At 62.0% G+C, this 13,119-nt stretch carries 12 protein-coding genes; 6 read left to right on the forward strand and 6 right to left on the reverse strand.

The annotated features are described in order from the left end of the window. Positions 1 to 11: 11 nt before the first annotated feature. Entirely contained in the window at positions 12 to 1,418 is a 1,407-nt protein-coding gene (locus CGLAUT_RS05400) for a YkvI family membrane protein (RefSeq protein ID WP_290186789.1), read from the reverse strand. Positions 1,419 to 1,492: 74 nt separating this feature from the next. Continuing rightward, a complete protein-coding gene (locus CGLAUT_RS05405) occupies positions 1,493 to 1,960 on the reverse strand; it encodes a MarR family winged helix-turn-helix transcriptional regulator (RefSeq protein ID WP_095659829.1) in 468 nt (155 codons plus the stop codon). 45 nt (positions 1,961 to 2,005) lie between these two features. On the opposite strand from CGLAUT_RS05405, the gene CGLAUT_RS05410 reads away from it, so the two are divergent. Continuing rightward, positions 2,006 to 2,479 (forward strand): GNAT family N-acetyltransferase, encoded by a 474-nt coding sequence (locus CGLAUT_RS05410; RefSeq protein ID WP_290186791.1) that lies wholly within the window; start codon positions 2,006 to 2,008, stop codon positions 2,477 to 2,479. Positions 2,480 to 2,575: 96 nt separating this feature from the next. Further along, a complete protein-coding gene (locus CGLAUT_RS05415; protein WP_095659830.1) occupies positions 2,576 to 3,508 on the forward strand; it encodes a DoxX family protein in 933 nt (310 codons plus the stop codon). 51 nt (positions 3,509 to 3,559) lie between these two features. On the opposite strand, the gene ilvD is transcribed toward CGLAUT_RS05415, so the two are convergent. From ilvD to CGLAUT_RS05430, 3 genes are read right to left on the reverse strand one after another with little or no spacing between them, the layout of a single operon-like run. After that, the gene (gene ilvD, locus CGLAUT_RS05420) at positions 3,560 to 5,398 is read right to left on the reverse strand and encodes a dihydroxy-acid dehydratase (RefSeq protein ID WP_095659831.1); all 1,839 of its coding nucleotides are present in this window, start codon (positions 5,396 to 5,398) and stop codon (positions 3,560 to 3,562) included. Further along, on the reverse strand, positions 5,395 to 5,943 hold the full coding sequence (locus CGLAUT_RS05425; RefSeq protein WP_095661064.1) for a PH domain-containing protein: 549 nt from the start codon (positions 5,941 to 5,943) through the stop codon (positions 5,395 to 5,397). Before CGLAUT_RS05425 ends, ilvD begins: the two co-directional genes overlap by 4 nt. Before the next feature lie 46 nt (positions 5,944 to 5,989). Further along, positions 5,990 to 7,513, reverse strand: coding sequence for a mechanosensitive ion channel family protein (locus tag CGLAUT_RS05430; RefSeq protein ID WP_095659832.1), 1,524 nt, complete (start codon positions 7,511 to 7,513; stop codon positions 5,990 to 5,992). A 265-nt stretch (positions 7,514 to 7,778) separates the two neighbouring features. On the opposite strand from CGLAUT_RS05430, the gene CGLAUT_RS05435 reads away from it, so the two are divergent. The 3 genes from CGLAUT_RS05435 to ilvC all read left to right on the forward strand — a co-directional run bounded on the left by CGLAUT_RS05435 (position 7,779) and on the right by ilvC (position 11,289). Then, a complete protein-coding gene (locus CGLAUT_RS05435; RefSeq protein ID WP_095659833.1) occupies positions 7,779 to 9,665 on the forward strand; it encodes an acetolactate synthase large subunit in 1,887 nt (628 codons plus the stop codon). 2 nt (positions 9,666 to 9,667) lie between these two features. Further along, a complete protein-coding gene (gene ilvN, locus CGLAUT_RS05440; protein WP_290186795.1) occupies positions 9,668 to 10,195 on the forward strand; it encodes an acetolactate synthase small subunit in 528 nt (175 codons plus the stop codon). An 80-nt stretch (positions 10,196 to 10,275) separates the two neighbouring features. After that, positions 10,276 to 11,289 carry a ketol-acid reductoisomerase gene (ilvC, locus tag CGLAUT_RS05445; protein WP_290186797.1) on the forward strand — a complete coding sequence of 338 codons (1,014 nt, stop codon included), beginning with the start codon at positions 10,276 to 10,278 and terminating at the stop codon, positions 11,287 to 11,289. A gap of 162 nt (positions 11,290 to 11,451) precedes the next feature. Here the strand turns inward: ilvC and CGLAUT_RS05450 are convergent, their stop codons facing one another. Further along, a complete protein-coding gene (locus tag CGLAUT_RS05450) occupies positions 11,452 to 11,937 on the reverse strand; it encodes a hypothetical protein (RefSeq protein ID WP_290186799.1) in 486 nt (161 codons plus the stop codon). 228 nt (positions 11,938 to 12,165) lie between these two features. Here CGLAUT_RS05450 and CGLAUT_RS05455 point away from each other — a divergent pair, with 228 nt between their 5' ends. Next, positions 12,166 to 13,107 carry a cation diffusion facilitator family transporter gene (locus CGLAUT_RS05455; protein WP_425551718.1) on the forward strand — a complete coding sequence of 314 codons (942 nt, stop codon included), beginning with the start codon at positions 12,166 to 12,168 and terminating at the stop codon, positions 13,105 to 13,107. Positions 13,108 to 13,119: the final 12 nt, after the last annotated feature.

A 13,119-nucleotide genomic window follows, 5' to 3' on the forward strand; every position in this document is an offset into this window, starting at 1 on the left:
CGAGCGGGCGGCTACTTTGCCTGCGGCGGCTTAGTAGCCGGGAACTCGCCGGTCTTGTACATCTCGTCGTAGGCGTGCCAGTGGATCTCCTCGCCCGGGGTGTCAGGGGCGCCATCGTAGGCGTTCGATTCCGGGTCGAGGGCGGGAACGTCCTTGAGATCGAAATTGCTTGAATCGTCCGCGTGGAGGTCGGCCGCGACCTCCTCCTGCACCGACTGCCACAATTCCTGATCGGCAACGTTCGAATCGGACGCCAGTTCCTCCACCTCAGCGCGCTCCGCCTTCGTGAGATCGGCAGAATCTGGGTTGAGTTGCGTCTCCGCGAGCTCTGCGAGACGCTCGCGCCGCTCGGTCTCGTCCTTGATGTTCTGGCGGTCACGGAACCAAGCGGTGCCCATAACCACGGCCAGAATCAAGCCGAGGTATCCGAGCACGGGGTAGACCCAGCCAACCAGGTCTGCGAAGCCGATAAAGGAAAGCGCGAATCCGACCGCCACCACGGCGAAGTAGTAGGGGCGGAACTTCTCTGCCTTGTCGTGCGACAGTCGACGGCCTAGGGCGTAGAACATGCCGACAGCCGTGTTGTAGATCATCAGATAAATCACGATGGAAACCGCAGTTCCCACTGCCGGGTGCATGGAATCGAACACCATCAGCAGCGGGAAGTCCGCGCCGCTGACGTGGTCCATGTTGCAGAACAGGATGAACACCAAAATCATCAGCAGGACTGAGAACATGATGCCGCCGAGAAGGCCGCCCCGGCCCGCCTGGGTGGGGTTCATGTGGGAACCGGCAAACACCAGCATCATGGAGGTGTCCATGATCAGAACCAGCGTCGCGTAGTTCACCGCGGTAACCAGCCAGTTGTCGAACGTCCCGGACGCGTTCTGGTTTGTCTGCGCGAGTTCGTTCAGCCCGTCGAAGCTGCTCGGCATCTGCGTCAAGGTGATCACAAACGCAGCGAGAACGCAGACGATCAGGAGGGGAGTGATCATGGAGATGACATTGGAGAGCTTGTCAATGTCTAGGAAACCGGACAACAGTAGCAGCACTGTCATGATCGCGGAGCCGACCCAGGTGGCCGTGCCGAACTGCTGCTCCAGATTCGAGCCAGCGCCGGCGACCATGACAAAACCGATGCAGAACAGCGTGAACATTGTTGCCACGTCCATGTAGCGGGCCACCCATGGGCGGGACACGCTTCGAAAGACGGCACTGTGGTCATCGGCGAGGTAGTAGGACCCAAGCTGGTAGACCCAGCCGCTGAATACGGCGATGATCAGGCCAGCGACGGCGGCACCGATAACTCCCCAGTACCCAAAGGCGAGAAAGTATTGCAGGATTTCTTGGCCGGAGGCAAAGCCAGCGCCGACCGTAAGGCCAACGAGGGCGAGTGCCACCTTCAGTGTTTTGCTCACGCGAGTTGCGCTCCTTCCGAATGGTCATGACACAAACCGCTCGATGGTAACACCGCGTGAGCGTGAGCTCCGAACTAACTTCGTGGCAACCCGTGGGTGTTCGCGAGAATCTTGCGCATAATCGCGTTCAGCTGAATCGCCTCATCAACGGTGACAGCCTCAAAGATGGATTCCCGTAGCTGGTGAATCATCGTCGGAGTTGCTCTCACCATAAAGTCCGCTCCTTCCGGTGTCAGAGAAGCGATGGTGGAGCGGCGGTCCTCTGTGCTGCGGGTGCGCGTGGTTAAGCCCTTGTCTTCAAGCCGATCCATCACGTGGGAAAGGCGCGATGCCGACGTCCGCGTCGTCCGTGCCAGCTGAGACATGGTGATCTGCTGGTCTTTAGCCTGGGCAATTGCCAACATCGCCAGGTAGTCAATCAGTGACATCTGCTCGGAGCGCTTAAGGTGCTCATCCAAACTCGCGGGCACCCATGTCACAAACGCCCAGAGTGTGGCCCACAAGTCGGCATCATGCGGGTCGAGCCAGTGAAACCGGTCCATATCCGAACTGTAACCCACTCTGCCCACGCATTACGCTTCTGGTCTATGACTATAATTCGCCGCGCCCGCGATACCGACGTCCCCGAGATCTTCGCCATGATCAACGAGCTTGCGGAGTATGAGAAGCAGCCCCAGGACGTCACGTCCACCGAGCAGGACGTCCGCGAGCACCTTTTCGGCGACAACCCGAAGGTCTTCGCCCACATCGCAGAGGTCGACGGCGAGGTTCAAGGCATGGCGCTGTGGTTTCTGAACTATTCCACGTGGCAGGGTCGCCACGGCATTTGGCTCGAGGACCTCTACGTCCGCGAGGCAGCCCGCGGTCAGGGCCTTGGTTCGGCACTGCTCAAAGAGCTCGCCCGCACCGCGGTGGCCAACGACTACCGCCGCGTCGAGTGGTCCGTGCTGAAGTGGAACACGCCTTCGATCGGTTTCTACACTGCTCTCGGCGCCAACGACATGGGGGATTGGTCCACGATGCGGCTCGACGGCGAAGCCCTCCAGGTTCTCGGTTCTTAGGAGTTTCTTGCTTATCGACGGCACCTTTGAACCTCTTCCCAGCCACGCCGACCGAGCTCCCTGACCTGCGCGGTTCCATCGCATAGATTCTGCATCATGTCATCCCATAACACCCGCGATGTGACCCCCGACGACTTCGGCCCTGACGATGTGCCCTCATACAGCTCCCGCCATTCAAGGGCAGAGGCGAATACCGAGGCGTTCCCGAGCGCGATGAGCCCGAATGAACCTACCGAGCAGTTCCTGCGGGCAGATCCCGCCCCGGACGAGCTGCTGGCGCAGACCGAGCACATCTCCGAGGCGTCTTACGCCACCCCCGAGCCGACCGTGTCCTACAGTTCGGTCTCCCACGAGACCGCCGCGATTGACCGCGAGCCAGCGTACATCGCCCCGGCCGACCCGCTGTACGAAGAGACCACCGTGGTCTCCGCGCCGGTTGCTGCGGTTGAGCCGGTTGCGGAGGCCGAGTCGGCGACGCCAGTTGGACGCGGCACCATGGACTTCGGTCTTTTGTTGCTGCGTCTAGTCTTCGGCGGCTACCTCGTGCTGAGCTCGTTGATGACGTTCTTCCGCCTCGGCAACTCGGCCGGCATCGGGGGGCTCGAGTCCGAGTTCGCCAACTACCCGTTCGGCAACGGGCTCGCCATCGTTATCCCTACCTTGGAGCTCGCCGCGGGCGTGTTCCTTATCCTCGGCCTGATCACTCCGGTGGCTGCAGCGGTTGCGGTGGCGGTCACCGGGTTCACGGCTCTGCACACGATCACGGCTTCGGGGCTGGGGTGGAACCCGCTGTACTGGGATGCATCTATCTGGCTCCCAATCGTGCTCTTCGCAGTCGCGTTGACGGTGCAGTTCACCGGGCCAGGGTTCTACGGGGTCGATGCTGGCCGCACGTGGGCGCGTCGCCCGCTCGCCTCATCCTGGATCTGGCTCCTTGTCGGCCTTGCCGCAGCCGTGGCGATGTGGTGGTTCGGCACCGAGCTGAACCCGTTCACCTCAGAGTCCCTACCGACCCCAACCACCTCGTAAATCCCCATTCCAACCCGCGACCCCCAGCCGGCCGGACCGAGCCTGCCAGATCTAATCCACCTGGCGGACGGCGCCCTTGTCGGCGCTGGTCGCCATTTTGGCGTAGGCCTTCAGCGCTTTCGACACCTCGCGAGCGCGGTTCGGCGTCCAGGGGCGGTCCGACGCCTCCATCTCCGCGCGGCGCTTCGCCAGCACCTCATCATCGACATCGAGCGTCAGTTCGCGATTCGCAACAGAGATGGTGATGGTGTCTCCGTCTTCGACCAGCCCGATCAGACCGCCGTGCGCTGCTTCGGGGGAGATGTGGCCGATCGAGAGGCCGGAGGTGCCGCCCGAGAAGCGGCCGTCGGTAATCAGCGCGCATTTCTTGCCCAGGCCAGCGCCTTTGAGGAACGAGGTGGGGTGCAGCATTTCCTGCATGCCCGGTCCGCCGGCAGGGCCCTCGTAGCGGATCACAATGACCTCACCTTCGAGCACCTCGCGGGCAAGAATCATCGATACCGCCTGTTCCTGCGAGTCGACGACCCGTGCGGGGCCGGAGAACTCCCAGAGGCCTTCCTCCACACCGGCGGTCTTCAAAATCGCCCCGTCCGGTGCCAGGTTGCCGCGCAACACGACGAGGCCGCCGTCAGATGTGATCGGGTGCTCGACATCGTGGATAACGCCGTTGGCCGCATCCGTGTCCAACGACTCCCAGCGGGCAGACTGGGAGAACGCCTCGGTGGTGCGCTGACCGCCAGGCGCGGCGTGGTAGAGCTCCACGGCTTCGTCGATCGTGGACCCGCCGCGGATATCCCAGTCAGACAGCCACGAGTCCAGTGAGTCGTATGCGACCGTGTGCACATCGTCGTGAAGCAATCCGCCCCGGTGCAGCTCGCCGAGGATGGCTGGGATGCCGCCAGCACGGTGCACGTCCTCAACGTGTGCTTCGCCATTCGGTGCCACCTTGGACAGGCAGGGGATTTGGTGGGAAAGATCGTCGATGTCGCTGAGATCGAAGTCCACCTCGCCCTCTTGGGCAGCGGCGAGGATGTGCAAGATGGTGTTTGTGGAACCACCCATAGCCATATCCAGGGCCATCGCGTTGCGGAACGCGTGCTCGGTGGCAATCGCGCGCGGAAGCACCGACTCATCGCCATCGCCGTAGTAGCGCTTGCACAGCTCCACGATCCGGGAGCCGGCCGACTCGAAGAGCGCGCGGCGCGCCGTGTGCGTGGCCAAGGTCGTGCCGTTGCCCGGCAGCGACAGCCCGAGTGCCTCGGTGAGGCAGTTCATGGAGTTGGCGGTGAACATGCCGGAGCAGGACCCACAGGTGGGGCAGGCGCTGTTGGCAATCTGGTCGAGTTCCGTGTCGGATACCGCGTCGTTCGCAGAAAGCGCGATTGCGTCGATCAGGTCGGACTTCGGCTTGGTTACGCCACCCGCAGAGATCGCCTTGCCAGCCTCCATCGGACCGCCGGAAACAAACACGGCCGGAATGTTTAAGCGCATCGCCGCGTTGAGCATGCCCGGGGTGATCTTGTCGCAGTTGGAGATGCACACCATGGCGTCAACGGTGTGCGCGTTGCACATGTACTCCACCGAGTCGGCGATGATCTCGCGGCTGGGCAGCGAGTACAGCATGCCGGCATGCCCCATGGCGATGCCGTCGTCCACCGCAATAGTGTTGAACTCCTTCGGCACGCCACCTGCTGCACGCACTGCCTCGGCCACGACGTCGCCGACGTTCTTCAGGTGCACGTGCCCGGGAACGAACTGGGTGTAGGAGTTGACGATCGCCACGATCGGCTTGCCAAACTCCGACTCTTCGGTGCCGGTAGCGCGCCACAGTGCGCGGGCTCCGGCCGCCTGGCGGCCGACAGTGGTGACGCGTGAACGAAGCGGGATCACAGGGGTTTCTCCTCAGTATTAGTTGGTTGAGCTGGCCGTGGCCCCGGAATGTCCGGGTGCTCTTTGAGGTACTCATCGTATTCCTCGCGGGTGAGCAGCACGCCGTAGCCGTCCTGATCAATAATCTCGTATTTGCCGTCGGCGGCTTCCTCGGCCTCGGTAATCACGTCGGTAATCCGCCCGCGTGACGCCTCGGCCAGGTCCGGCAGCGAATTGAAGGTCACACCGGGCATCGGATACTCCTGCCCAGCATTTGTTGTCGCGAGCGCCCGTGACCGCTTGAAGCCGACACCGGCCAGCTCATCCCAGCTCACGCGCTGGTTCTTGCGAAACAGGTAGTTCAGCGCGATCCCATCGTCGCCGACAGTGGTGGACACCCGAAAGATCCATACCAGCGCAAGAATCGGGAAAATCAGCACCCACGCGAGGTACTTCGGGGCCCAGCCGATACCGATCAGCGCGATGCCCATCATCATCACAATCGCGATCACGTGCTCTCGCGAAGGGCGGAACACCTTCGGCTCGTTCGGCTCGGCACCAGTCATGCGTGCCATGCTAGTCACCGGAGCTTTTCGCTTATCGACGGCCCCTTTAACCCGCCACGGCCCCTTCCTCCACATCCGTGGGTGCCGCGGTCGGGGACGCGGGTGCCGATTCCTCAGCTGTGGCAGACAACTCTGTGGGCGAAGCGTCCGCCGACTGCTCGGTAGGCGCGGGGGCCGGGGCAGGTTCTGCGGACTGCTGCGTCGGGGCCGCGGTGGTGCCCGCGGAGTCAGAAACACCAGGCGAGCCGGTGGAGTCAGAAACTTCAGGCGAGCCGGTGGTGGCGGTGGGAACAGTTTCCTGCGTGTTTTCATCCGCCGCTGGGGGTTGGGGTGATGACGCGGTCGTGCGCGGCGGAGGTGCGAGTACGCCACCGACATCTCCGTCGGGATTGAGCGTCAACCCGCGAATGATCAGCGCGGCGATGAATGCCACAATCAGCCACAGTGTGCTGGCCCGCATCAGGTTGTTTAGCACGGTCTTCGGGGCGTCGTCTTCTGCCGCAATATCTGCGGCAAGATCCCCAGTGCCCGCGGGTGCGGCATCTTCAGCGGCTGGGTCGACCGCCGCGCTTTCTGGGGCGGGGTCGAACGGACTCACTGGTGCCATGTGCTCGGTCGGGGGATAGGCCTCCGGATCAAGCTTGTCACGTTCGTCGAACTCAGCGGGGGAGCGTTGCTGGTCCTGGTGGGGCGCGTGCAACGAGGCGTCGTGAAGCGAAAAAAGCTCCGGAGTCTTGCCGTACTCGTCCCAGAACTCGTCGAGCACCTCAATACGGATAGCGCGTTCAATCATCCACTGGGTCAACGGCTCGGCGCGAACCATGAACCGCATATCCACGGTCCACGGTTGGCCCGCTGCGGTGGGTGCGCCGACATCGACAGCGGGGTGGATCATCAGCTCGCCTCGGAGCTTGTCATGGATATCCGGTCGCGCAAGAGCGCGACGAGCCGCCCGTTCGGAACGAGAAATCGCGTGCTCGGCCGAATTCGATCCCTCTAGCGGCACCGGTATGACAACCACCGCGTTGACCCAGTAGTTCGACTGGTTGATGTAAATCCGCGCCGCGGAGTTCGGAATGGTCACCGTAGCCTGATTCAGGGTGCGGATCGTGGTGGCGCGCATGGTGATTTGAATGACGTCACCGGCGACATTCACGCCGTTGCCTTCGAAGGAAACGTTGTCGCCCACGCCGTACTGCTTTTCAGTGAGGATGAAGAACCCGGCGAGAAAGTCCGCGATGATGTTTTGGGCGCCAAAACCAATCGCGGCCGAGACAACGGTGGCGGGGATCGCCGCGCCAGCGAGTGAGAAGCCGAGTTGTTGAAGAAGGAAGACGAGAATGAGGAAGAAAGCGATGACCTGGACGGTGTAGACGACCACGCCGGCAACTGCGAGTTGGCTCTTCTCCTCGTCCTGGGTGCGCGATTCCTGCACCTTGCGGGCGAAGGTGCGTTTGGCAAAGCGGCCAGCGCGGGGGACAAGCAGGGCCAGAATGAGCAAGAGGACGATGTTGATGCCGGTGGAGGCGAACCAGCGCCACAGTTCCTGGAAAATGAACGCAAAGGGCATAGTGCATAAAGCTAGTGCATAAAACTCAATCCCCGTTTCCCCGCGGTGGCCGGGGACTGTGTATGATCCAACACATGATCACGACGCGACTAGCTGTAGTAGTAATTCCGGTGCGGCGCTTGCCGTAGCGGACAGCACTTCTGTCTAGCCGCTCAAACAAGCGCCCTCGAGAGCTCACAGCTCGCTCGGGGGCTTTTGTTTTTGTGGTCGTCACCTTCTCAATACCTTTCCTCGTCTGACCTCTTGAAATAAGGAGCATTGCATCGTGGCTACCCCACAACAGACCGCGAATAACGATGCCGATTCAGCCAGCGCCGCCGATGCCCCGCGCGCTGGCGGCCCTGAAATCCTCACCGGCGCCGCAGCCGTCGTACGCAGCTTGGAAGAGCTTGGCGTAGATATCGTCTTCGGGCTTCCCGGCGGTGCGGTGCTACCGCTGTACGACGCGCTCGCGCACGCTGCGAAACTGCGCCACGTGCTGGTTCGCCACGAACAGGGCGCGGGCCACGCGGCCGAGGGCTACGCCTTAGCTTCCGGCGAGGTTGGTGTGTGCTTGGCCACCTCTGGCCCGGGCGCAACCAATCTAGTGACCGCATTGGCAGATGCGTACCTCGACTCGGTACCGATTGTCGCGATCACCGGTCAGGTCGGCTCCCCGTTAATTGGTACCGATGCTTTCCAAGAGGCAGACATCCGAGGCATCACCATGCCGATTACCAAGCACAACATCATGGTCACCGATGCCGAGGACATTCCGCGCGCGCTTTACGCGGCGTACCACATTGCATCAACGGGCCGTCCCGGGCCCGTGCTGGTGGACATTCCGAAGGACGTCCAAAACGCCGAATTCGAGTTCGCCTGGCCGCCGCACGTTGATCTGCCGGGCTACAAGCCGAACACGAAGCCGCACAACCGCCAGATTTCCCAGGCCGCGAAGATGATCTCGGAGTCCAAGCGTCCGGTTCTGTACATCGGTGGTGGCGTGGTGAAGGCGGATGCACACGAGCAGCTCCTCGAGTTCGCCGAACTCACCGGTATCCCGGTGGTGAACACGCTGATGGCACTTGGTGTGTTCCCGCAGAATCACCCGTTGTACATGGGTATGCCGGGCATGCACGGTTCGGTGCCCGCGGTTGGTGCTCTGCAGGAGGCTGACCTGTTGATCGCGATCGGAACTCGTTTCGACGATCGCGTGACCGGCGACACCGCATCGTTCGCTCCGCACGCGAAGACCATCCACGCCGATATCGACCCGGCCGAGGTGGGCAAGATCCGCGAGGTGGACGTGCCGATTGTGGGCGACGCGAAGCGGGTGCTTGCGCAGCTGACCGATGCATTCCGTGACGCCAAGCGCAATGCTGTCCCTGAGATCGATGCGTGGATCGGGCGCCTCGGCGGCCTCAAGGAGCGCTTCCCGCGCGGGTACGACGAGCAATCAGACGGGTCGCTCTCGCCGCAGTTTGTCATCGAGACGCTTTCCCAAACCGTTGGAACGGATGCCATCTACGTCGCTGGCGTGGGGCAGCACCAGATGTGGTCTGCGCAGTTCCTCGACTTCGACAAACCGCGCCACTGGCTCAACTCGGGTGGCCTGGGCACGATGGGCTACGCCATCCCGGCGGCGCTCGGTGCAAAAGCCGCGTGCCCTGACAAAGAAGTGTGGGCGGTTGACGGCGACGGCTGCTTCCAGATGACCAACCAGGAAATCACCACCGCGGCGATGGAGGGTTTTCCCTTCAAAGTGGCTCTGATCAACAACGGAAATCTGGGCATGGTGCGCCAGTGGCAGACGCTGTTCTATGACGGGACCTACTCTCACACCAAACTCGGCGGCGAGACCGCATACGTTCCGGACTTCGTGAAGTTGTCCGAGGCGCTGGGCGCGGAGGCGATCCGCGTAACCACCAAGGAAGAGGTCATCCCGGCGATCGAGCGTGCCCGCGCAATCAACGACCGCCCCGTGGTGGTGGAGTTCATTGTGGGCGAGGATGCGCAGGTGTGGCCGATGATTGCCGCTGGCGCTTCAAACTCCGACATGCAGTACGCGCTGGGCATGCGCCCCTTCTTCGACATGGAGGAGTCCGCGGGTGAAACCCCGGAGGCGATCAACGAAACAATGGACGCAGTCAACGACGCCCAAGAGGAGAACTAGCGATGGCATCCGCAGACGAGCAAACCCGCAATATCATCTCCGTTCTGGTGCAGGACGTCGACGGCATCATCACGCGCGTAACCGCACTGTTCACCCGCCGCGGGTACAACCTGGTGTCGCTGGTCTCGGCGAAGACGGAGACCGAAGGTATCAACCGACTCACCGTGGTGGTTGACGCATCCGAGTACGCCATCGAGCAGATCACCAAGCAGCTCAACAAGCTCATCCAGGTGATCAAAGTGCTTCGGCTTGAAGACGACACGACCATCGCACGGTCGCTCATGCTGGTAAAGGTCAACGCCACCAACCAAAACCGCCCACAGGTGGTGGAGACAGCGAACATCTTCCGCGCCCGCGTGGTCGACGTTGCGCCGGAGTCCGTGGTCATCGAGGTCACAGGTACGCCCGAAAAGCTCCAGGCGTTCCTCGATGTCATCGAAACCTTCGGTATCCGTGAGCTAGTCCGCTCCGGCCAGGTGGCTTTGACCCGGGGGTCGAAGACCATGGCACCGTCGAAAAAGAACGGCTAGCTCCGCCCAGACGCGCCCGCACGGTGTGTCATAATATGAAACTATCATCCCAAAATATAGGAAAGGTGAGTGTTCCACTCATGGCAATTGAAGTTCTGTACGACAACGACGCAGACCTGACCATCATCCAAGGTAAGAAGGTCGCCATCATCGGCTACGGCTCCCAGGGCCACGCCCACGCACAGAACCTGCGCGAGTCCGGCGTCGAGGTTGTCATCGGCCTGCGCGAGGGCTCCAAGTCTGCAGCCAAGGCCAAGGAGGCCGGCTTCGAGGTCAAGTCCAACGCCGATGCAGCCGCTTGGGCCGACGTCATCATGCTGCTCGCCCCGGACACCTCACAGGCAGAGATCTTCAAGAACGACATTGAGCCGAACCTGAACGAAGGCGACGCGCTGTTCTTCGGCCACGGCCTGAACATCCACTTCAAGCTCATCGAGCCGGCCGAGAGCATCACCGTGGCCATGGTTGCTCCGAAGGGCCCGGGCCACCTGGTGCGCCGCACGTACACCGACGGCAAGGGTGTGCCGACCCTGATCGCCGTGGAGCAGGACCCGCAGGGCAACGGCCGTGACCTCGCTCTGTCCTACGCTGCGGCGATCGGCGGCGCCCGCGCGGGTGTCATTCCGACCACCTTCGAGGCTGAGACCGTCACCGACCTCTTTGGTGAGCAGGCCGTGCTCTGCGGTGGCCTCGAGGACTTGATCATGAAGGGCTTCGAGGTGCTGACCGAGGCCGGCTACGAGCCGGAGATGGCGTACTTCGAGTGCCTGCACGAGATGAAGCTCATCGTTGACTTGGTGTACGAAGGTGGTCTGGCCAACATGAACTACTCCATCTCGGACACTGCGGAGTTTGGCGGCTACCTTTCCGGCCCGCGCGTGATCGACGAGGGCGCAAAGGACCGCATGCGCGACATCCTGAAGGACATCCAGGACGGCTCCTTCACTAAGCGCCTCGTTGCCAACGTCGAAGGTGGCAACAAGGAGCTTGAGGGTCTGCGCCAGAAGATCAACGAGCACCCGATCGAAAAGACCGGTGCTCAGCTGCGCGACATGATGAGCTGGGTAAAGAACCCGCTCAACGAGACTGCGTAACCACCGGTCCGTCGATAGGCCAAAGCATCCGCCTCGGCAGAACGAATTCTGCTGAGGCGGATGCTTTTTTGTTTGGGGGGATGAGGAAACGCCCCGCTCCCAGTAGGAAACGAGGCGTTGCTTTCGCAATGCGTTACGTGACGCGACGTAACGCGCGCGATGCTAGTTCGTTGCCGGAGCGGCGGTGTCCTCGGCCGGAGCGTCGGTTGCGTCGACAACGTCGGTCTCGGTCACGGTTTCGTCAGCAGGTGCGTCTGCGTCAGCGGACTCAGTTGCGGTGCCGTCTTCGACGGTGGTGGTCTCTTCGACAACCTCGGTTGCGTTGGTGGTCGTAGTGTTCGGGGTGTCGGCCTCGTCATCGTTGCCGGAGAACAGGGACCACAGCAACCAGGCCAGCAGAAGAGCGACCAGGATACCCAGCAGCCACTTCCACCAGCCGCCGCCACCGTTGTTGTCCTCGGTGGTCACAGCGGTGGAGCCGGAGGTGGCCGGGGTACGCTCGGTGGAGACGCGCTCCCCGGTCACGTGGTCGCCAGCCGCAGTGGACTCGACGCGGCGTGCGGTGGTCTCGTCGGTAAGCTTCTCCGGATCCAGGTCGCGGTTCTTCGGATCGATGTTCTTCGGATCGTTCGGGTTCGGAGTCGTCATAAGAATGTCCTTTCGTAAAAAGCCAACAGTTCACGACCTTATCAAAACTCTTGGCAAGGCCAAGTATTACCCTGTGAGTCCCAAATGTCACTTCCGTGACGCCGTGCAGGTCGGCGCCCTGAATTCCGCTCCAAAACCGTTTTCATTAAGTTGTCATTAAGGGCTCGACTGGTTAAAGTGCACCGCATGGACGGTCGTTTCTCGCAGTCATCGCATTCTCGGGTGCACATGCATCACGGCCACAACGACACCCACAACCACACGCACCACCACAAACACAGCCACGCCCCGACGAGCGCCCCGATCCGCGCTCTTCTCACCGCACTTGCGATTACCTCGGTCGTCTTCCTCGCCGAAATTGTCGGTGGTTGGCTCACCGGCTCGGTGGCCCTCCTCGCGGACGCTATGCACATGCTCTCCGACGCCGCGGGGCTAATCATCGCCGCACTCGCGGTCATTGCTGGCCAGCGCGCAGCGTCTGACCGCGCTACTTTCGGACACCGCAGAGTCGAGGTCCTTGCCGCGGCACTGAACGCGGCTACGGTGCTCGCCATTTCCATTTTTATCTGCATCGAGGCGATTAGTCGGCTCAAGAGCCCGACTGAAATTGCGAGCAGCACGATGATGCTCATCGCCCTCATCGGGCTGGTTGCCAATGCCGTCTCGGCGTGGGTGCTATCCCGCCACTCCGAGGACTCAATCAACGTTCGCGGCGCTTATCTTCATGTACTCGTCGACATGCTGGGCTCGCTTGCAGTTATCGCCGCGGGCGCCGTGATCCACTTCACGGGCCTGGTCGTGGCGGATGTCGTCGCTTCGTTGCTCATCGCCGCCTTGGTGTTTCCGCGAGCGTGGCAGCTGCTGCGCAACTCAACCCGCGTCTTGCTAGAGCAGGTGCCGGAGGATTTCGAAGTTGAGCGCGTCCTTCCGGCGCTGCGAGCGATCGACGGGGTAGCAGAGGTGCACGATTTGCACCTCTGGTCTCTCGACGGCGTGTCGGTCCTTGCTACTGCGCATCTGACCCTGCACGGCCAACACACGACCGTGCAGGACTTTTCCCGTGTGCTCGATGAGGCCCAGGCCGAGCTACGTGCGCTGGGCGTCGACCACGCGACGATACAGGTGGAATTGCCCGAGCACATTCATCACGAGAGCATTTGTGAAAACTGATCTACAGTTTGA

This window comes from Corynebacterium glaucum (genome assembly GCF_030408855.1).
Lineage (GTDB): Bacteria > Actinomycetota > Actinomycetes > Mycobacteriales > Mycobacteriaceae > Corynebacterium > Corynebacterium glaucum.